Here is a 20,413-nt window from a genome sequence, read left to right as displayed (position 1 = left end):
GGGGGATGCCGAGGACGCGCAGGACGTGACGAGGCGGCCGGCCCCGGGCACGTCGTCCGTGCGGGCCGGAGGGCTGCCTGCCGTGATGAAGGGCGTGGTGTGGTCTACGAGCGGACGGTCCGGCCCCGGCACAGCGGGCCCGGGACCCCCTCGAACTCCAGGTCGAGGCCGACGCCGTCGCGTTCGGCGTGGATGTGCAGGTGCGGCTCGGTGCTGTTGCCCGAGTTGCCGACCTCGCCGAGCACCTGCCCGGCGCGCACGGTGTCGCCCTTGGCTACGGTCACGGTGCCGGGGCGCAGGTGGGCGAGCTTGACGAGCTCGGCGCCGGTATCGATCCACACGTGGTTGCCGTAGGCGGGCTGGTAGCGGATGGTGCCGGGTTCCTGGTCGTCGATGTGGCCGGCGGCGGCGACGACCGTACCGTCGCAGGGGGCGTGCACGGGCTGCCCGTACACGAGGTAGCTCTCGTTCACGCCCCGGGAGCGCCCCCGCGTACCGCCGGGGCCGACCTGGACCACGTCCAGGGCGCCACGCTGCTCGGGGAAGGCGAAATGGTGGTTGAGGCCGCGCCCTCCGCCCTGCGCGATGTACCAACTACCGCCCCGCAACGGGAAGACGAGCGGCCGGGAGACGGCTGTTCCCCAGCGGTGGCGTCGCGCCCGGACCAGCAGCACGCCGACGACGGCGACCAGGCAGGCCCCCACGACCAGCTCGCCGGCGCCGCCCGGCGCGGGCAGCTCCGGCAGCCGCCAGGCGGAGGCGAGGGCGACGAGGGCCCCCGCCTCCAGCGGCCGGCGGGCCCACCACGGCATCAGGGCGGGGGCACGCCAGCCCTCGACGACCAGGTACCCGACCGCGACGACGAGCAGGCGCCCGCACCAGGCGACCTGTGAGGGGGCCTCCCAGCAGGCGTCGATCCGCACGACGAACAGTGCCACCAGCACGGTCCACAGCAGGGCCGGGCGCAGCCGGGCGAGGCCCGGGAGTGAGGGGCGGTACGTGCCGGGGGCGATCAGGAGATGGTCGAGGGTTCGGCCGTCCGCGGTGGCGGCGAAGGCGAGGGCGCGCCCCCGAGTGCCGCCGATCACCAGTCCGTCGGGGCTGTCGTGCACGCCGGTGACCTCGCCCACGCGTGCGAGGGCGGCGTCCACGATCTCGTCGAGCCGCTCGCGTCCCACGGCGGCGACCACGCGCGGCGCGAGGCGCTCCCGGTCGGCGCGCCCGGCGGTGAGGAACCGGTACAGGGCATCCGCTGCCGCGCCTTGCGAGCCGGTGCCGCCCGTCGGTTCCATGACGGTGTCACGCATCGGCCACCCCGTCCTGTCCGGTCGCGATCGCCACGGGGCTCATGCCGCGCGCGGGCAGTGGTGACCAACCACGGGGCAGCAGGCGCTCCTTGAGGGTCCGCAGGCGCCGGGCGAGCGACCGGTAGTCGTCGTCGCGCAGGCAGGTGCAGTCCGCGCCGATCATCAGCAGGCCGAAGCACACCAGTCCCATGCAGACCATGATGCCCACGTGCATGGCCTCCAGGGCCAGGGTGTTGGCCTTCCGGACCCATGGGCGGGCGGACAGGATCGCGAAGGGCAGCGCGAGTTCGACGGCGATCGTGAAGTAGCAGACGGCGGTGCCCACGTAGGCATTGCTCATCAGGTGCGTGTACGCCGCCGACATCTGGAAGCCGGTGATCCGGCTGATGTAGTACATCGCCACGCCGTCCTGCCACATCTTCCCGGTGATCTTCCAGTAGCCGGCGGCGAGGTACAGCACCGCGGTCTGGAAGACGATCAGGAAGGCGGCCAGGTTGTGCAGCACGGTGGAGACCGTCGGCTGCTCCCGCTCCCTCAGCCGCGCGCGCCGCCGCTTGGCGCCGGGCGCGAAGTAGGCGTCGGAGACGGTGAAGACCATGAACAGGATGAGGATCTGGGCGAGGTTGTCGCCGCCTTCGAGCACGTCCTGGTTGCGGTTGTGCAGCGACCACATCATCACGGCCTGGGCCAGTGTGAGCCATCGGCCGCCGAAGATCATGAAGGCGAGGGCGACCACGATCACGGCGTGGAAGACGACCTCGAACCAGAGCGTCGAATGGCTCCACAGGAAGAGCGAGAAGCCCCAGCGCGGCAGCGCGCCCTTCGCCGTGGAGAGGGAGTTGTAGGAGTCCGGCCCCCACAGGAAGCGGCGCCTGGAGTAGTCGGACAGGCAGTACAGGACCGTGGCGAAGCCTATGACGACACGGAGCGCCGCGATGCCGATGAGCCGGTGCCTGCGGGTCGCGAGGCGCAGCAGCGCCGTGTCCAGCCGTGCCCTACCGGTTCGCCATGCCCTGGCTGTCAGAGCGGACACGCCGGTCACTGGGCCACCTCCGGAGCGTAGGTCATCCATGACGTCGCCAGCAGCCCCTGCTCGTGCTCCTTCGGCTTGGGCACCGCGTACCGGGCCGAGAACGGGACGATGGGACGGTTCTTGAAGGTTGCCTGGACGGCGATGATCTGGGCGTCCGGGTAGAGGGCCTTCGCCTGGACGGAGAAGAACCGCCGCATTTCCTCGAAGTCCGACGCGAACTGGCGGTCGAGGCGTGTCCGGGCGTCCTTGCGGTCGGCTGCGGGCAGTTTGTCGAACTTGGTCGCGATGCTCGCGTAGTGGTTGGCCGCGGCGTCGAACGCGAGCAGGACGCCGGGAAGTTTGGTGGGGTTCACGGGGAAGTCCTGCGGCGCTCTGTCGATGGCCTGCTCGATCTCGACGGGGCTCGACTCCACGGTCCTGCCCGAGGGAAGCCTCATCCGGGCACGCAGGTAGATGAGGTCGTCGCTGCTGCCGGGCGTGGGCCCGAAGAGCTGCCAGTCCTGCCAGAAGTACGGCTCCATCACGGCCGTGGCGGGTTCCTTGACGCGGTCTTTCAACGGGGAGGCGGGGGCGTTGTACACCAGGCAGCACAGGCAGTACACCGCCACGGCCGCGAGGGCTGCCAACGCACTGATCCGTACGGTCGGTGGGAGGGGTGCACCCGCCGCCGGGGGTGCACCCTCCGATGCGCGCGAGCGCGCGGGAACTCTCATCGCTGTCCACATCCAGGTGGGTCGACGTCCAGGTCGGGTCGATTCGGAAACGGTGGTGGATCCGCGCGAGACTGCGTGCCGGGGCGGGGCGCCCCGCCCCGGCACCGGGGGTCGATCGGCATCGGTGGGCACACGACACCACATGTCACTTCGCACCGCTGGTCCTGCGGTGGCTCACGTCACCGGCACCGGCGGTCGGTCGATGCCGTATGCCACGCGGCTCCGCCTGCCGGGCAGTGCCGTGGGTCTTCCCCCTTGCGCCGGATGTCCGCCGGCGCCACAGGTCACGCGGCGCCGGTGGTCGGCCGACGCCAGTGGATCTCTCGATGCCGCACGTCGTGCGGCGGTACGGAACTGCTCGACGCCGAGGGTCAGTGGGCGTCGTAGGCGGTGTCGCCCAGGATCACCCCGTGCGCCGTCGCGCCACTGAGGGCGGGACCGCCGCTGGACGAGGACGACGACTCGCTGGAGGACGAGGACTCGCTCGACTTCAGCTTGGTGGAGACCTTCACCGCCGCCTCGGACGCCTTGACGACCGTCGCCGCGGCGACGCTCTGCGCGATCGCGTGCCAGAACTGCGGCTGCGCGCCCTTGCTGAGGACCTGGGCGGTGGCGACCGAGTGCTGGGCGGCGGCCTTGTGCTGCGGCAGGGAGGCAGCCGAGGCGCTGGACGTGGTGAGACCCGCGGTGCCGACCGCGGCGAGAGCCGCGATGACCGCACCGGCGACGGCACGCTTGCCGTTCATGGTGGTTCCCTTCGAGTAGTGAGAATTCAAGAGGATGCGCGAATCGATTCGCAGACAAGTGCGCACTTTCTCCCAAGGCTCGGCATGGCACGTTTAATGCCTTGAGCGACCGGGGAGTGGCTTCACTCTAGCCATGACCCCACGGGACGCTCAACGGATTTCGCGCCCCTCAAACGGAGTTGCATGCTCCAAGCTCAGTAAAAGCTCAAATCCGGGGGGTTTACTCATGGTTCTTCCAGTTCATTGGGCTTCAGGTGCTACTTCGGATCGCGCAACCTTTACCTTCGGGTGGGATTTTCGAGAGGAAACTAAACCCGCGCTAACGCATCTCGAAATGGGCAGACAAGAGAGGGGCTTTCGTCCTTTCCGGCCTCTAGGGTTGCACTATGAACGAGCGTTATCGGAACGGACGGCCATGGGTTCCGGCGGTGGCGGGCCATGTCTGCAGACTGATCGGTGTCCTGGATCTGGTGAGTGCCCTCTTTCCCGGCTTCCGGCACTCCCGGGTGCACGGCTGGCTCGGTGAGCTTCCCGGCGGGGTGACCACACTGGCCGCGGTGGGCCAGCTGACCGGCGGACTGCTGCTGATCCTGCTGGCCCACGCGCTGCGCCGCCGCAAGCGCCGGGCCTGGCGCGCGGTGGTCGTGCTGCTTCCGGTGAGCGCGGCGCTTCACCTGCTGCACCGCCACCAGCTGGTCACGGCGGTCATCGCGCTGGTGCTGCTGGGGGCGATCGTGGTCCACCGGCGCGAGTTCTACGCCAAGGCCGACCCGCGCACCCGGCTGCGGGCGCTCGTCGGCCTGCTCGGCCTCGGCGGTGTCAGCGTGCTGCTCGGCCTGCTCGTCGTCAGCGTCCACCCGTCGAGCGAGCGCCGGCCGTACGCCTTCCCGCAGCGGCTGGAGCACGTGCTGTACGGCCTGTTCGGCTTCGAGGGGCCGGTCCGGTACACGTCGGCCCGGATCGCCGACCTGGTGGGTTACTCGCTGGGTGCCCTCGGCCTGCTGACCGCGCTGACCACCGTCTGGCTCGCGCTGCGCCCGGAGACGCCGAAACCGGAGCTGACGGCGGAGGACGAGTCGCGGGTGCGAGCGCTGCTCGACCGCTACGGTGCCCGCGATTCCCTGGGCTACTTCGCGCTGCGGCACGACAAGAGCGTGGTGTTCTCCCCCTCGGGAAAGGCCGCGATCGCCTACCGGGTGGTCTCGGGGGTCATGCTGGCCTCCGGCGACCCGCTCGGCGACGTCGAAGCCTGGCCGGGCGCCATCCATGCCTTTATGGCCGAGGCCCGCGAGCACGCCTGGGTGCCCGCCGTCGTGGGCTGCAGTGAGACCGGCGGGGAGATCTGGGCCAGGGAGGCCGGACTCGACGCTCTGGAGCTGGGCGACGAGGCGGTGGTCGACACGGCCGACTTCTCGCTGTCGGGCCGGGCCATGCGCAACGTCCGGCAGATGGTGAAGAGGATCGAACGGGCCGGCTACGTCTGCCGGGTGCGCCGGGTCGCCGAACTGGACGCGAAGGAGCGACAGCGGATCGGCGACGCCGCGGCACAGTGGCGGGGCACCACCGTCGAACGCGGATTCTCCACCGCACTGGGCCGGTTCGGTGATCCCGCGGACGGCGAGTGCGTCGTCGTCACCGCCCACAGGGCACCCGACGAGGCAACCGGGCAGGAGCCGTCCGGTGACGATCTGAAGGCGCTCCTGCACTTCGTGCCCTGGGGGCCCGAGGGCATCTCGCTGGACCTGATGCGGCGCGACCGCTCCGCCGACCCTGGTCTCAACGAACTGCTGATCGTCGCGGCACTGCAGGCGGCGCAGCAGATGGGCGTGCGCCGCGTGTCACTGAACTTCGCGGTGTTCCGCTCGGCCCTGGCCAGGGGGGAGCGGCTCGGAGCAGGACCGGTGCTGCGCGTGTGGCGCGGACTGCTGGTATTTTCCTCGCGCTGGTTCCAGATCGAGTCGCTCTACAAGTTCAACGCCAAATTCCAGCCGGACTGGGAGCCGCGTTTCCTGGTGTATCCACGGGCGCGTGATCTGCCCCGGATCGGGCTCGCCATCATGCGGGCCGAGGCATTCATCACCCTTGAACTGCCCCGGCCCGGACGTGCCGGGCGACGGACCACCCTGGCGCCGGCCCTGGCCGAGGACGGCCGTTCCGCCGTTTGAGGCGGGGACGGACGTCCTCGGGACACATATCTAGGACACCAGCGGAAGGGCGGCCCCGTCCTCCAGCCAGGAGGCCCGGGAGAGAATGGCGCGCTGCACCTGCCGGAGCCGCAGACTCGGTTCCATGCCCAGCCCTTCGACGAGTTTGTTCCGCAGGGTGTTGTAGACGCCGAGTGCATCGGCGGTGCGGCCGCTCCGATAGAGAGCCACCAGCAGATAGAGATAGAGGTTCTCCCATAGCGGCTGGTCCGCGATCAGACCGTAGGTCTCGCTGATCACCCAGGAGTTATGGCCGAGCCGGAGTTCCGTTTCCACCCGCAGTTCGTGGGCGGAATTCCGTTTCTCGTCCAGCTGGCGGCCAAGGTCGTCCAGCATGGGCAGGCCGCGGACGTCGGCGAGCGCCGGCCCGCGCCACAGGGCGATGGCGGAGGCCAGTAGTTCCGAGGCCTCCGCCATCCGCCCGACGGTTCTCAGCCCGTGGGCCCTGGCCACCGTCGACTCGAAGCGATGCAGGTCAAGTTCATGGCGCTGCCCCAGGTCGAGGAGGTAGCCGGGGGCCCGCGTTGTCAGGACGCCCGGGTCCGCGCCCAGCGCTGACAGGTGTTTGCGCAGCCTGGACACGTAGACCTGCAGAGCGGTGGCCGCGGTGCGTGGTGGGCTGTCCGGCCAGACGAGGCCGGTCAACTGCTGGGCGGAGACGACTCGCTCGGCGTTCAGACACAGCAGTGCCAACAGCGCTCGCTGTTTGAGGGCGCCTGGGCCCGGAGAGGTCGAGCCGTCGGCCGCCGAAATCTCGATTGGACCGAGAATGTGGAATTTCAATTGCGCCCCCCGTGACGTTCTTCCGTGACGGCGAGATGGTCAGTCCCGCCAACGGCTGATCTTCCACAGCACGCCGGGCCCCACGCAAGGTCACAACGTTCCTTTTGCCGAGATTTGGCGCTTCTCTCACCTTGATTTGAGCCCCTGCGCGACGGGCCGATCGTGTGTGACGTATGCCATAAGTGTGGCAAATGCGCTGTCCGTCGCATGAAGTGCGAACGGTCCGGCGTATGGGGCAGTTTAGTGGTGCCGTCTATTCTTTGAGTTATCCGCACAACGTGATTTACGGGGGGAAAAGATTGGACGGCACTCGTCTGCCGCTTTCGGTTGCCCAGCACGAGATATGGCTCGCCGAGCAGCTGAACCCAAAAGAGCGGCAGTCTCGTATCGGTGAGTATCTGGAGATTCGTGGCCCCATCGACACGGAAAGATTCGAAGCCGCACTCCGGCGGACCATCGCCGAGGCCGAACCCTTCCGGGTCCGGTTCGGTGAAAGCGAAGGCGTGCCCTGGCAGACCCCCGACCTCGGCGACGACTGGATCTTCCCCGTTCTCGACGTCAGCGCCGAGGACGATCCCACGGCGGCGGCCAAGGCATGGATGCACGCAGACCTTTCCCGCCGGCTGTCACTGTCCACCGGGCCCCTCTTCTCGTACGCCCTGTTCCGGATCGGTCCCGAACACTTCGTCTGGTACCTGAGCGCTCATCACATCGTGGCTGACGGGCACAGCGGCGCACTGATCTCCCTCAGGGTCGCCGAGCTCTACAGCGCCGCCGTCAAGGGCCGCGACCCGGTTCCGGAAGCGTATGGCAGCCTGCGCACCCTTCTGGAGAACGAGCGTCGGTACGAGCGGTCGGACGCGTGTGCGGCCGACCAGGCCCACTGGGCCGGCCGGTCCGCCGAGCAACTCAGGCCGACCAGGCTGGCCGGAACCCCGTCCGGCACACCGGACCGCAACTTGACCGAGACGGGGCGGCTCGCCCCGGCAGAGACGACCCTGCTCCGTACCGCGGCGCGGCAGGCGCGCACACACTGGTCGGTGCTGTTGATCGCCGCCACCGCCACTTACCTGCACAAGATGACAGGGGAGCGGCACGTGGTCCTCACCCTGCCGGTGACGGCCCGGCCCGACGCCGAACTCCGCACGGTGCCGGTCATGCTCTCCAACGCCCTGCCGCTGCACGTGGAAGTGCGCCCGGAGGAGTCGGTACTCGACCTGATACGCAAGGTCTCCAGGGAGTTCCGCCTGCTGCTTCGGCACCAGCGCCACCGGGGGGAGTCCCTCTCCCGTTCCTTCGGGCTCCAGCCCCAGGAGAGCTTCCTGACGGCCCCCCAAGTCAACATCATGTCCTTCGACTACGACCTGGAGTTCGCCGGGCACCGGGCCCACGCGCACAACCTCACCCAGGGGCTGGTCGACGACCTCTCCGTCACGGCCTACGACCGCTCCGACGGCCGCGGACTGCGGATCGACCTGGTCGGCAATCCCGAGCTGTACCGGCCTCAAGAGCTGGCTGCCCACCACCGCCGCTTCCTTGCGCTGCTCAGGGAATTCACCGCGCCCAACACCCAGCAGAGAGCAGTCGGTCTGATCGACCTGGCCACCGAGGAGGAGCGCGCCGAACTGCTCGCCGAGTCCCGTGCCAACCGCGTCAAGTATCACGCATCCACGCTGCCCGAACTGTTCGCCGCCCAGGTGGCACGCACCCCCACGGCGACAGCCGTGCTGGACTGCGACAGGCGTGCCGTGACCTACCGGGACCTCGACCTCGCGTCGAACCGCCTCGCCCGGCTGCTGATCGCCGAAGGCGCCGGTCCGGACCGAATCGTGGCCCTGGCGGCGTCCCGGTCGGCTGACATGGTCGTTGCCTTGCTGGCCATCCTGAAGGCCGGAGCCGGCTACCTTCCCGTCGACCCGGAGTACCCGGCGGAGCGGATCGCCTTCATGCTGCAGGACTCCGCGCCCGCGCTGCTGCTCACCACCACACAGGTTCTCCCCGGCCTGCCCGAGACGGGCGTCCGCACCCTGGTGCTCGACGGACCCGAGACCTTCGAGGCACTCCGTCGCCAGTCCGGCGCCGCGGTGCGCGACCAGGACAGGCTCGGCCGGCTGAAGCCGTGGCACACCGCGTACGTCATCTACACGTCGGGCACCACAGGGACCCCCAAGGGTGTGGTGATGCCCACCAGCTCCCTGGTCAACCTGCTCAGGTGGCATGACGACGACCTCCCGCACGTCCCCGGCACCAGGACGGCCCAGTTCACCGCACTCAGCTTCGACGTGTCAGTGCAGGAGGTCACCTCGGCCCTGCTCTTCGGCAAGACCCTGGTCATCCCGGACGACGACGTCCGACGCGACCCGGACCGCCTGGTGGAGTGGCTGGACGAACAGCAAATCAACGAACTCTTCGCACCCCACTTGGTGATTGAGGCCGTCTGCGAGGCCGCAGGCGCACGGGATCGTGACCTGCCCGCGCTGCGGGTGCTCGCCCAGGGAGGCGAGGCCCTCGTGCCGAGCCGCGCCATCCGGGAGTTCTGCCGCCGGGTACCGAACCGGCGACTGCACAACCACTACGGCCCCTCCGAGACCCACCTGGCCACCGCCCACACCCTGGCGGCCGACCCCGCCGACTGGCCCGACCCGGTGCCGATCGGGCGGCCCATCCCCAACGTGTCCGGGTATGTCCTGGACAGCGGTCTGCGTCCGACGCCACCAGGCGTTGCGGGTGAGCTGTACCTGGCCGGCTCGGCACTCGCCCACGGTTACCTCAACCGCCCGGCTCTGACGGCCGAACGCTTCGTGGCCGATCCCTTCGGCGAGCCCGGAAGCCGGATGTACCGCACGGGCGACCTTGTCCGCCGCCTCCCCGGCGGCGATCTGGAGTACCTGGGCCGTACCGACCACCAGGTCAAGATCAGGGGCATCCGGATCGAGCCGGGGGAGGTCAGGAACGCCGTGGCGGGCTGTCCGGGCGTCGACCAGGCCGAGGTCGTCGTCCGTGAAGATCCCTCGGGGGCCGCTTGTCTGGTCGCCTATGTGGTGGCGCGGGGCAGGGAAGCACCGGCTCCGGCGGCCGTCCACGCGCATGTGGCAGAGCGGCTGCCCAGGCACATGGTGCCCGCCGCCGTGGTTGTGCTCGACACCTTCCCGCTGACCCCCAACGGCAAGCTCGACCGCCGGGCCCTGCCCCGACCCGACTTCACCGCGGCCGCCTCCACCCGTGCCCCGCGCACCGCGCGGGAGAAGGTCCTGGCGACGCACTTCGCCGAGGTGCTGGGAGTGGCCCGGGTCGGCGTGGAGGACGACTTCTTCCGACTCGGCGGTCACTCGATGCTGGCGGCCCGGCTGCTAGCCCGAATCCGAGCCGACTTCCGGGTGGAACTGAGCGTCCGGGACCTGTTCGAGGCCCCGACGGTGGCGGCGCTGGACAACCGGATGACCGCTGCGGCACCGGACGAGGGATCTCTGGCGCCGCTGCTGCCACTGCGCCGGCAGGGGGGCCGCCCGCCGCTGTTCTGCTTCCCTCCCGCCGCCGGCATCAGCTGGTCCTACCAGGGCCTGCTCCGCCACCTCGGCCCCGATCAGCCGGTGTACGGGCTCCAGGCGCACGGGCTCACGGACCTTGGCCGGATGCCCGGCAGCGTCCAGGAGATGGCCTCCGCCTATCTGGAGCAGATCCGCGCCGTACAGCCCACCGGGCCCTACCACCTTCTCGGCTGGTCCTTCGGCGGGCTCGTGGCGCATGCCGCGGCGACCGCCCTCCAGACCGTGGGCGAACGGGTCGCGCTGCTTTCCGTCCTGGACTCCTACCCCTGCCCCAGCGGCACGGGACCGGCGCCCGAGATCGACGAACGCACCTTCGTCAGCCTCGTGTTCGGCGGCGCCGACCAGATGCCGGACGGGGTGCCGGCCGGGCGTCTGCACGAGATCTTCCTGCACGACCTGCATCTGATGACCTCCTTCACACCCGGCCGCTTCCAGGGCGACCTGCTCTTCTTCACCGCCGCGCTGTCCGACCCGGCCGACCCCTACGAGGCCGGGCGCACCTCCCCCCGTGCCTGGCAGGCGTACGTGGACGGCGAGATCCACACGCATGACGTGACCGTGACCCATCACCGCATGACCGCGCCCGAAGCCCTCGCGCAACTAGGGCCCGTACTCGCCGACCACCTGCACAAAACCTCCCTCGGCCGCGACTTCGTGGGGAGCTGAACCGTGCCGAACCCCTTCGACGACCCGAACGGGACCTACCTGGTCCTGGCAGACGGGAAAGGCCACCGCTCGCTGTGGCCGGCCTTCGCCGACGTGCCCGCCGGCTGGGCCGTCGTCCGCCACGCCGGCACCCGCAAGGAGTGCCTGGACCACATCGACCATCACCCGACCGACAGACCGATCGGAGCAGAAACCACATGAGCACCAAGCTGAGCGACGAAGCAGCGAAGGACGTCCAGGAAGAACTGGCACGCATCCGCGCGCTGGTGCGGCACGGAATCGACGGCCGCGAGGACCACCACGGGCCGAGGTCGCTCCGGCGCCTCGCCGAAGTCCGGCAGGGCGGACCGTCCCGGCTCTTCTCGGTGCGCCCCCACGGCCCACTGCTGGGTGCTGAGATCGAGGGGCTGGACCTGTCCGAACCGCTGACCCCCGAGCTCTTCGAGGAACTGGACCGCGCCCTGCTGGAGTGGAAGGTCCTGTTCTTCCGCGGGCAGGAACTCACCCACGAGCAGCAGCGGGCCTTCGCCGCCAACTGGGGCGAGATCGACCAGCATCCGTTCCTGCCCAAGGGTGCCTCCCAGGACGTCGTCCGTCTGGAGAAGGGGGCTGCCAACCCCGGCTTCGAGAACGTCTGGCACCACGACTTCCCCTGGATCCCCCGCCCGCCGCTCGGTGCGGTGCTGCGGATGGTGGAGATGCCCGAGGCCGGGGGCGACACGCTCTTCGCCGACACCGGCGCCGCCTACGACAACCTGCCCGACGAGGTGAAGAGCCGTCTGGAGGGTCTGCGGGCGGTGCACGACTTCACACCGTCGGCGAACTACCGCGACCTGCTGACGGACGAACAGCGCAGTCACTTCCAGGAGTTGTTCCCGCCTGTCGCGCATCCCGTGGTACGGACCCACCCGCGGACAGGGCGCAAGAGCCTCTTCGTCACTTCCATCTTCACCACACACATCGAGGGGCTGGAGCCCGCGGAGAGCGAGGAACTGCTGCGCTACCTGTTCCGGCAGGTCCAGTACCCCGAGTATCAGGTTCGTTTCCGCTGGCAGCCGGGAGACGTGGTGTTCTGGGACAACCGCGCGGTGCAGCACTACGCCACCTCCGACTACTACCCCCACCGTCGTGTCGTGGACCGTGCGGCCATCGCCGGTGACCGGCCGTTCTGAGATGGCCGCCCGTACGGCAGTGGTGAGCGGCGGCACCCGCGGCATCGGACTGGAGCTGTCCAGGCGGCTCAGCGCCCTCGGCCACCACGTCCTCGCCCTCTACCGGGGCGATGAGCGGGCGGCCCGCGCGGCCGCCGGGCAGGGCGGGGACGGCATAGAAGCCGTACGGATCGACCTGACCCGTCCGGCCGAGGTCCGGGCGGGCTGCGAGCGCATCCTCGCCGCCCACGGCGCACCGCACGTCCTGGTGAACAACGCCGGTGTCAACCGGGACCGGCCCTTCTCGGAGCTGACCGACGAGGACTGGGACCAAGTGATCGCCACCAACCTGTCCGGGCCGTTCCACCTCACCAAGGCGCTGGCCCCGGCGATGATGGCCGCAGGGCGCGGATCGATCGTGAACATCGGGGCGACCACTGCCATCCGACCGCGTCCGAACGGGGCCAACTACTGCGCCAGCAAGGCCGGGCTGCTTCAGCTCACCCGGTGTCTGGCGCTGGAACTCGCGCCGGCGGTCCGGGTCAATGCGCTGATCCCCGGCTTCACCGACACACCCGAGGTCGTCGAGCGCTACCGGCTGGACGAACCGGAGCCACGCAGGCGCGTCCAGAGCCAGATTCCGCTCGGCCGGATCGGCACGGTGACGGACGTCGCCGACGCCCTCGAATTCCTGGTGACCGACCGCAGCCGCTATCTCACCGGCCAGCAACTGATCGTCGACGGCGGCAACTTCATGGGCTGAGTGCCCACTGCGCCGGATACATTCGTCACACAGCGAGAGAAGCAAAGAATTGATTAGCGAGGAACAGCTCAACCGCTACCACGAGGACGGTTTCCTCCTGGTGGAGTCTGCCCTGACCGCCGCCGAAGTGGCGGCCCTGTGTCTGGCGTTCGAGCGTGACTGCGAGGTCCCCGGACCTCAGCGGATCACCGAGGACGACGGTCTCGCGGTGCGGGCCGTCTACGCCTCCCATCAGCGCCAGCCGGAGTACGCCGCGCTGCTCCGCGACCCCCGGGTCCTGGGACCGGTCAGACGGCTGCTGACCGGGGACGTCTACCCGTACCAGTTCAAGATCAACGCCAAGCCGGCCTTCGGTGGCGAGCGATGGTCGTGGCACCAGGACTACGTCGCCTGGCGGATCGCCGACAATCTGCCTGCCCCGCGCCAGATCAACGTCGGCGTCTTCCTCGATGACGTGGACGAGTTCAACGGCCCGGTCATCTTCATCCCCGGCTCCCACTGCGCCGGCCTGGTGCGTGACGACCGCCGCGAGGGGGCCAAGTCCGAGCTGCACCTCGACCCGGACGACATCGCGCTCACCGCAGAGCAACTCGCCCACCTGGTGGGCACCCAGGGCATGACCAGCCCCAAGGGCCCGGCCGGCTCGCTGGTCTTCTTCTCCCCGGAGATCGTGCACGGTTCGGCTCCGAACATGTCCCCGTTTCCGCGCCGGCTGCTCATCGCGACCTACAACGACACGACGAACCTGCCGAGCTGGGCCGGTGTACCACGCCCGGAACACGTGGTCCTGCGCGACACCCGGCCGCTGGTGCCCCTTGAGGAACCGTTCCTCGCATCCCTCGACGGAGCCGTACGGTGACCGCGCGACCCGTACGGGGGTCCCGTGCCCTGGTCCTGGAGGAGTTCGAGCAGCCCCTGAAACTAAGGGAGTTCGACCTCCCGCAGGCCCCTGCGGGCGGGCTGGTGGTGGCCTGCAGTTACGGCGGGGTGTGCGGAACCGACCTGCACCTTCAGAAAGGCCACCTGGCGGTGCCCATTCCGCTGGTGCTCGGCCACGAAGGTCTGGGCGTGGTGCACGAGCTGGATCCCGGCACCAGCGTGGACGCAGCCGGCCTGCCGCTGCGGGTGGGTGATGCGGTGATGTGGGCGTCCTCCATCGCCTGCGGCGTCTGCGGGCCCTGCCGGCAGTACCGGGAGCCGACGCTGTGCGAGCAGCGCCGCACCTACGGCGTGAACCGCTCCACGACGGAGGAGCCGGCCCTTTCCGGGGCCTGGGCCGAGCACATCGTGCTGCGCCCGGGGACCACGGTCGTCAGACTCGACCCGCGGGTCGATCAGCTGGCCGCGATGTCCCTGGCGTGTGCCGGTCCGACGGTGGTGCACGCGCTCCACGAGCGCCGGCCGGTCCGGCTGGGCGAGACGGTCGTGGTCCAGGGCAGCGGGCCCGTTGGCCTCGCCGCCGCGGCACTGGCCCAGCTCTCCGGCGCTGGCAAGGTGATCATCATGGGCGGCCCGGCCGAGCGGCTGCGGCTGGCGGCCGAGGCCGGCATCGGCGACGTGCACATCGACATCGCCGGCGCGGCAGCGCCCCAGGATGCGCTGGCCGAGGTGCTGGAGGCGACCGGTGGCCAGGGCGCCGATCTGGTGATCGAATGCGCGGGAGTGCCCGCAGCGGTGGCCCAGGGGCTGTCCCTGGCCCGGCGCGGGGGCTCCTACCTGGTGATCGGCCAGTACACGGACGCCGGTGACACGGTGCTCAACCCGCACCAGATCGTCTACCGGCAGCTGGACGTGATCGGCTCCTGGGCGTTCTCCGGAGCCCACCTGGTCGAGTACGTGAGGCTTCTGCCGGCATTGACGGCGCGCTTCGAACTTGCCCGGCTGGTGACGGTGTTCCCGCTGAGCGACCATGCCGAGGCGCTGGCCCGGGTGTCCGACGGGTCGGTGATGAAGGCGGTCTTCACCTCCGCCTGACTGGTGGGAGTGTCACGCTGAAGGGGTTCCTCCCGGGCCACCGGGAGGAACCCCTTCAACCTGTCTCAGCCGTGCAGGACGGGCGCTGTCGTCTTCTCCGTGTCGGCCGCGGCGGATGGGTCGGCGTCCTGGTTGGGACTTTGGATGAGGGTGAAGGCTGCCAGCGCGGCGATGCCGAGGATCGACACGGCCCACCAGCTCGCGACCGTGTACCCGTGGACGGCGGCATGGTTGGCGTAGCCCGCTTTGCCGAGGGACCTGGCCTGCTGAAGATGCCGGGCGGCCCAGTGGTGGCCCGCACTGCTCGCGACGGTGTTCAGCAGCGCGGTCCCGATCGATCCGCCGACCTGCTGCGAGGTGGAGACCATGGCGGATGCCACACCGGCGTCCCGCGGCTGCACGCGGTGCGTGGCCAGACTCGTCGCGGGCATGAAGGCCGTGCCCATGCCGAGCCCGAGCAGGACCTGTGCGGGCAGCACCACGGCGGCGTAGGAGCTTTCGACCTTGAGCTGAGTCAGGAGCAGGATGCCGAGGGCGGAGACCAGGAAACCGGTCCCCATCAGCAGCCGGGGCGGAAGCACGTTCATCAGCCGGGAGCCGATCTGGGTGGACCCGGTGACCATGCCCAGGATCATCGGGAGGAAGGCGAGCCCGGTGACGAGGGGCGTGTACCCCTTCACGACCTGCAGGTAGTAGGTCAGGAAGAGGAAGAGGCCGAACATTCCGATGACCGACAGGCCGAGCGAGAGGTAGACCCCGCCGCGGTTGCGGTCGGTGACGACCCGCAGGGGGAGCAGCGGCGTAGCGACCCTGCTCTCGACCAGGACGAAGACGGCGAGCAGGAGCACCGCGCCGACCAGCAGCAGCACGGTGTCGTGCGCGCGCCACCCGTGTGTCTCGGCCCGTGAGAAGCCGAGGACGAGCAGGACCAGGCCACCGGTCGCCAGCAGGACTCCGGGGATGTCCAGCCGGGACCGCTGGGGCCGCTCATCGGGTTCGCGGACCACTGTCAGGGCGCCGACGATCCCCGCGACCGCGAAGGGGATGTTGACGTACAGCGCCCAGCGCCAGCTCAGATACTGGGTGAGTACTCCGCCGAGGATCAGCCCGAGGGCGCCGCCGCCACCGGAGACGGCGCCGTAGATGCCGAACGCCTTGGCACGCTCTTTCGGTTCGCTGAACGTCACGGACAGCAGGGACAGGGCGGCCGGCGCCAGCAGAGCCCCGAACACCCCCTGCAGCGCGCGTGCCGCCAGCAGGGTGGCTGTGCCGACCGCCGCACCGCCCAGCGCGGAGGCTCCCGCGAAGCCGATGAGGCCGATGACGAACATACGGCGCCGCCCGGCAAGGTCGGCAATGCGGCCGCCGAACAGCAGCAGTCCGCCGAACGCCAGCGAGTAGGCGGTGATGACCCACTGGCGGTTGCCGTCGGAGATGCCGAGATCGTGCTGTGCCGACGGCAGGGAGATGTTGACGACCGTGGTGTCGAGGACGACCATCAGCTGAGCCAGCGCGATGACTATCAGCGCTTTCCAGCGCCGGGAATCTGCCCGCCGGGCGTCCGGATGGGGAGGCGTGCCGTGCATGATGTGATCCCTCGCGGAAGGTGGGGGAACCGGGCGCCGGCCCGTGACCGGTGCCCCTGACGCAAATCCGTGTGCAGGGCGATGCCCGCGTGTCCTATGACTCCGGCTCCGGGGCCGCGGGGGTCAGCACGATGCCGAGTGCGGGCAGAATCGCCGAGAGCGTCGCGACAGCGGCGTCCAGCGCTTCCGGCGCACCCGGTCCCTCACCCGCCGTCCGCGCGAGGATGCCCTCACGGACGGCCAGCAGGGTGGCCGCGACACCGCCGACGGGCGCGACCCCTCGGGCCACCGCGGGACAGCACCGCTGGAGCAGCTCCGCCAGTGAGTCCCGGAGGGCTCGGTCGTGTTCATCCAGCTCGGCGGCGAGCCGCGGATCGCGGGCGGCGTGGATGCGGAACTCCAGGAACAGCAGGATCCAGTTCCGCTCCAGCGGGTTGACCTCCAGCAACGCCCGGGCCACCCCTTCGGCCGAGGCTGCCCCGGGCCCTTCGAGCAGCCGCTCCAACTGGTCGAGACGGTCTGCCGAGTGGCTGTCGAAGAGCGCGAGTACCAGGTCGTCCTTGCTGCGGAAGTTGGAGTAGAACGCGCCTCGCGTGTACCCCGCCGCGGTACAGAGGTCCTCGATCGTCGTCTGGGCGTAGCCGCGCTCCACGATGACGCGTTCAGCCGACGCCAGCAGCCGCGCACGGGTGTGCGCCCGGTGGCGGGGTGGGCGGGTCTCTGGTCCGGGCACGGCGTCTGGTGGACTCACGGACTCACGATACACAGTGTATTGAATGCACTGTGTACTGAATCCATCGCGTACTGAACTTGGGTGCCTGGCCTGCGGAGGTCGGCTCCCGGTGTAGGCCTGCAGGGCGGGGCATGGGCGGTGGCCGAACTGGGGCTACGACGCCGGCCACGTCGCCCATGAGCGTTCATCTGCGGTCCCGCCCAGGCCCTCCCCCTCAACCGGCAGGCTCTGGCAGAACAGGAAGTCCACCCGAGGCGGGGGTAGTTGCGCCACCCCGTCCCGGCTCGTGAGTGGAGAGACCAACCGGCTTGCAGCTCTTCGGTCCTGTCGATGGTCTCGCACCTCATCAACGTGAACGAGGGAGGCGCCAGCCTGCTGCCTCGCATCGCCATGTGGGGAAGCCGGCTCGTCCTCGCCGGGTCCTGGGCCGATGCGGCGCCGACCAGGGCGGTGGGAAATAATCGCTCCGAGCGGGGGAAACGATCTTCAGTAACCCTCGCTGTGCTCGAAGTCGCGGGGATCACACGGACCTCGGACGGTACGGCCGACCTGGTCCGTGAGTGATGTCACGGGCCGGGCGAGGGAGGAACGGCAGCATGAGCGGCACCCCGTCGCCCTTTCCCGAGCGGATCGAGCTCACCGGAGAAGGCCTCGTCCTGCGCGACTGGACGGAGGCCGACCTGGCCGCCATGCCGGCCCTGTTCGACCATCCCGACATCGCGTACTGGACGCCGATCGTCTCGCCCTTCGACGAGGCGGCCGCTCGCGCCCGCCTGGACCGGGACCGGCGGTTGCGGGCGGAGGGCACGGCCCTCCTGCTCGCCGTCACCGTGGACGGCCGCGCGCCACTCGGCGAGGTGATGCTGCGGCGCGCCCCCCAGGGCGCGGAGATCGGCTACGCGATCGGCCCGGCGCACCGCGGCCGGGGGCTGGCCGTCCGGGCGGTGCGCGTGATGGCCGCCCACGCCTTCGGGCAACTGGGCGCCGCGCAGGCGGTCCTGGAGCTGGAGGCCGAGAACGCCGCGAGCGTCGCCGTGGCCACCAGGGCGGGATTCAGACTGCTGGACGTGCCCCTGATCGAGGGGGAGGAGAAGGGGCGGCCCTTCGCCCTGCAGACATGGGGTCTGCGGGCCCCGGCTCAGCGGCCGATGGTGCTGCCCCGGGCGCACCCGGCGTCCGGTGCGCCCGGGGCAGGTCTCACTGGAAGGCCGGCAGGTGGCGGGCGACCCACTCGGTGAAGGGGCGGGCCGGACGGCCCAGGACCTTCTCGATGTCCCCGCTGACCTTCTGCTCCTCGGGCAGCGGAGCGCCGAGGATGTCCAGGGTGCCGTCGAGGACGGCCTCGGGCATGAACCGGGACAGGTGGGCGCGGGCCTGCTCACGGGTGAGCTCGGTGAACTCCACCTCCTCGCCCAGCACCTCGGCGATCGCCGCGGTCTGCTGCCGCGGGCTGACCGCCTCCGGGCCGGTGAGCTGGTAGGTGCGGCCCGAGTGGCCGTCCTCGCGCAGCGCCGCCGCGGCCATCTCCGCGACGTCGGCCGGGTCCACGACGGGCAGCGCCACATCGCCGAACGGCGCCATCACCGCGCGCTGGGAGCGGATCGACTCCGCCCAGGCGAAGGCGTTGGAGGCGAAGGCGCCCGGCCGCAGGACGGTGTGGTCGAGGCCGGAGGAGCGGACGGCCGCCTCGAACTCGCCCAGCCGGACGTGCGAGAGGGCGTCCGGGCGGGTTCCGTTGATCTGGGAGGACAGCAGGACGACGCGCTTGATCCCGGCGTCCCGGGCGACGTCCAGCAGGGTCGTCGCGCTCTGTCCGGGGCCGTTGAGCTCGCCCGCCAGCAGGAGGAAGAGGGCGTCGGCGCCCTTCAGGACGGGGCCCATGTTCGCGAAGTCGGCCAGGTCGGCCTGCGCGTGGCGCACGCCCTCCGGATAGCTGGAGGACAGGGGGCGCCGTGAGACGGCCACGACCTCCTCGCCCGCGGCGGCCAGTGCGGCGATCAGCGGTCGACCCACGTTTCCGGTGGCTCCGGTGACAGCGATCATGATCAGCTCCTCCAGTGGTTCTCGGTGATCTGGGTGGTACTCGGTGGTCTCGGTGGTTCTGCGCGGTCGACGCCGGGTCGTCGGGACGTCGGGTGGGGCGGGGCGCAGAGTCAGGTCGTTCGGGCGGTCGCGTGCGCTGTCGAAGCCGTCTCCCCCGTTCCGTCGGCGACGCTAGCATCTTCGGAATAGTAGGTACCTAGAAGAAAGTGACTCTCCTCGTGGTACTCACTGTCGTGTGCCGAGGACAGCGCCCGGCCGAGGCGCGCGAGGGACCGCCTGGCCTCAGGCGGGCCGAGCACCTCCACCTGGCCGCCGAAGCCGGCCAACTGCCCGACCAGCGCCGGTAAGGAAGACCCAGCGGCGATGAACTCGACCTTGTCGCCGGGCAGTTCTGCGCCCACGCGCAGGCGGCCGCCGAACAGCCTGCGTAGCGAGGGCAGTACGTCCGAGGTGGCCCGGGCGTGGACCGTGACGGCCGCCATCCGCCGCTCCTCGCGCGCCACCAACTCCCGCCAGGCCGCGGCCAGGTCGAATCCCTCCGGGCGGATCGCCGGCTGCCCGGTCGGCTCCACCCGCGCGATCCGGCTCAGCCGGTACGCGCACAGCGTGCCCTCGTCCGTGCCGGCGACGAGATACCAGCGGCCCGCCTTGGCGGCCAGGCCCAGCGGATGCACCGTCCGCTCGGTCGCGCCCAGCCCCAGGCGGACCCGCTCGCCGTCCAGGACCGCCCGCTCCAGTACATGCCGGTGCGGCCCCCCGGTGTCCGCCTCGGTGCGCGACCAGTCCACCGGGTCGACCGCCACCGCCCGGGCCGCGGCCTCCGCGTGCGGCCGCATCGGTGCGGGGACCGCCCGGGTCAACTTGCGCAGCGCCGAACGCAGTTCGGGGGAGGCCGAGAGCGGTCCCGCCGCCAGGAACAGCGCCCCGATCTCACGGGAGGTGAAACCGGTCAGGTCGGTGCGCGCACCGCCCACCAGGCTCCAGCCGCCGCCCCGGCCGCGCTGGGAGTAGACGGGCACCCCGGCGGTGGCCAGGGCCTCCAGATCGCGGCGGGCGGTCCTCTCGGACACCTCCAGCTCCCGCGCCACCTCACGTACCGTCACCCGCCCGCGCGCCTGGATCAGCAGCAGGGCGGCAACCAGTCGGTCAGCCTTCATTTCTCG

At 70.3% G+C, this 20,413-nt stretch carries 17 protein-coding genes; 8 read left to right on the top strand and 9 right to left on the bottom strand.

Annotated elements, in window-relative coordinates; translation table 11 throughout:
* Positions 1–104: 104 nt before the first annotated feature.
* From AB0C59_RS26420 to AB0C59_RS26405, 4 genes are all read right to left on the bottom strand, one after another.
* Positions 105–1,307, bottom strand: coding sequence for a M23 family metallopeptidase (locus AB0C59_RS26420; protein ID WP_363008766.1), 1,203 nt, complete (start codon positions 1,305–1,307; stop codon positions 105–107).
* Positions 1,300–2,340, bottom strand: coding sequence for a hypothetical protein (locus AB0C59_RS26415; protein ID WP_363008764.1), 1,041 nt, complete (start codon positions 2,338–2,340; stop codon positions 1,300–1,302). Before AB0C59_RS26415 ends, AB0C59_RS26420 begins: the two co-directional genes overlap by 8 nt.
* A 5-nt stretch (positions 2,341–2,345) precedes the next feature.
* The gene (locus AB0C59_RS26410) at positions 2,346–2,966 is read right to left on the bottom strand and encodes a DUF5819 family protein (RefSeq protein WP_363008762.1); all 621 of its coding nucleotides are present in this window, start codon (positions 2,964–2,966) and stop codon (positions 2,346–2,348) included.
* A 458-nt stretch (positions 2,967–3,424) separates the two neighbouring features.
* Positions 3,425–3,799 (bottom strand): hypothetical protein, encoded by a 375-nt coding sequence (locus tag AB0C59_RS26405; RefSeq protein ID WP_363008760.1) that lies wholly within the window; start codon positions 3,797–3,799, stop codon positions 3,425–3,427.
* A gap of 386 nt (positions 3,800–4,185) precedes the next feature.
* Here AB0C59_RS26405 and AB0C59_RS26400 point away from each other — a divergent pair, with 386 nt between their 5' ends.
* A complete protein-coding gene (locus AB0C59_RS26400) occupies positions 4,186–5,964 on the top strand; it encodes a phosphatidylglycerol lysyltransferase domain-containing protein (RefSeq protein WP_363008758.1) in 1,779 nt (592 codons plus the stop codon).
* Between the two features lie 30 nt (positions 5,965–5,994).
* On the opposite strand, the gene AB0C59_RS26395 is transcribed toward AB0C59_RS26400, so the two are convergent.
* Entirely contained in the window at positions 5,995–6,786 is a 792-nt protein-coding gene (locus AB0C59_RS26395) for an AfsR/SARP family transcriptional regulator (protein ID WP_363008756.1), read from the bottom strand.
* A gap of 278 nt (positions 6,787–7,064) precedes the next feature.
* Here AB0C59_RS26395 and AB0C59_RS26390 point away from each other — a divergent pair, with 278 nt between their 5' ends.
* The 6 genes from AB0C59_RS26390 to AB0C59_RS26365 are packed head-to-tail and all read left to right on the top strand — an operon-like array spanning position 7,065 to position 14,888.
* Positions 7,065–11,000, top strand: coding sequence for an amino acid adenylation domain-containing protein (locus AB0C59_RS26390; protein ID WP_363008754.1), 3,936 nt, complete (start codon positions 7,065–7,067; stop codon positions 10,998–11,000).
* A 3-nt stretch (positions 11,001–11,003) separates the two neighbouring features.
* A complete protein-coding gene (locus tag AB0C59_RS26385) occupies positions 11,004–11,201 on the top strand; it encodes an MbtH family protein (RefSeq protein WP_363008752.1) in 198 nt (65 codons plus the stop codon).
* Positions 11,198–12,172, top strand: a complete 975-nt coding sequence (locus AB0C59_RS26380) for a TauD/TfdA family dioxygenase (RefSeq protein ID WP_363008750.1) — start codon at positions 11,198–11,200, stop codon at positions 12,170–12,172. The genes AB0C59_RS26385 and AB0C59_RS26380 overlap by 4 nt, the downstream gene beginning before the upstream one ends.
* Positions 12,156–12,914: an SDR family NAD(P)-dependent oxidoreductase gene (locus AB0C59_RS26375; RefSeq protein ID WP_363008748.1), complete on the top strand. Its 759-nt coding sequence runs from the start codon at positions 12,156–12,158 to the stop codon at positions 12,912–12,914. The genes AB0C59_RS26380 and AB0C59_RS26375 overlap by 17 nt, the downstream gene beginning before the upstream one ends.
* Positions 12,915–12,963: 49 nt before the next feature.
* Positions 12,964–13,773 carry a phytanoyl-CoA dioxygenase family protein gene (locus tag AB0C59_RS26370; protein ID WP_363008746.1) on the top strand — a complete coding sequence of 270 codons (810 nt, stop codon included), beginning with the start codon at positions 12,964–12,966 and terminating at the stop codon, positions 13,771–13,773.
* Positions 13,770–14,888: a zinc-binding dehydrogenase gene (locus AB0C59_RS26365; protein ID WP_363008744.1), complete on the top strand. Its 1,119-nt coding sequence runs from the start codon at positions 13,770–13,772 to the stop codon at positions 14,886–14,888. Before AB0C59_RS26370 ends, AB0C59_RS26365 begins: the two co-directional genes overlap by 4 nt.
* A 65-nt stretch (positions 14,889–14,953) precedes the next feature.
* On the opposite strand, the gene AB0C59_RS26360 is transcribed toward AB0C59_RS26365, so the two are convergent.
* Positions 14,954–16,474 carry an MFS transporter gene (locus tag AB0C59_RS26360; RefSeq protein ID WP_363008742.1) on the bottom strand — a complete coding sequence of 507 codons (1,521 nt, stop codon included), beginning with the start codon at positions 16,472–16,474 and terminating at the stop codon, positions 14,954–14,956.
* A 94-nt stretch (positions 16,475–16,568) separates the two neighbouring features.
* Positions 16,569–17,225: a TetR/AcrR family transcriptional regulator gene (locus AB0C59_RS26355; protein WP_363008740.1), complete on the bottom strand. Its 657-nt coding sequence runs from the start codon at positions 17,223–17,225 to the stop codon at positions 16,569–16,571.
* Positions 17,226–17,803: 578 nt separating this feature from the next.
* On the opposite strand from AB0C59_RS26355, the gene AB0C59_RS26350 reads away from it, so the two are divergent.
* The gene (locus tag AB0C59_RS26350) at positions 17,804–18,445 is read left to right on the top strand and encodes a GNAT family N-acetyltransferase (protein ID WP_363008738.1); all 642 of its coding nucleotides are present in this window, start codon (positions 17,804–17,806) and stop codon (positions 18,443–18,445) included.
* Here AB0C59_RS26350 and AB0C59_RS26345 read toward each other — a convergent pair.
* Both AB0C59_RS26345 and AB0C59_RS26340 read right to left on the bottom strand, forming a co-directional pair.
* Complete coding sequence (locus AB0C59_RS26345) at positions 18,405–19,250, bottom strand: NAD(P)H-binding protein (protein ID WP_363008736.1); 846 nt, start codon at positions 19,248–19,250, stop codon at positions 18,405–18,407. The two genes, AB0C59_RS26350 and AB0C59_RS26345, sit on opposite strands and share 41 nt — an antisense overlap.
* 110 nt (positions 19,251–19,360) lie before the next feature.
* The gene (locus AB0C59_RS26340) at positions 19,361–20,407 is read right to left on the bottom strand and encodes a WYL domain-containing protein (protein WP_363008734.1); all 1,047 of its coding nucleotides are present in this window, start codon (positions 20,405–20,407) and stop codon (positions 19,361–19,363) included.
* Positions 20,408–20,413: the final 6 nt, after the last annotated feature.

The organism is Streptomyces sp. NPDC048664 (genome assembly GCF_040650555.1).
Lineage (GTDB): Bacteria > Actinomycetota > Actinomycetes > Streptomycetales > Streptomycetaceae > Streptomyces.
The sequence above is the reverse complement of the archived record's forward strand: the minus strand, read 5'-3'. Positions and strand labels throughout refer to the sequence as shown.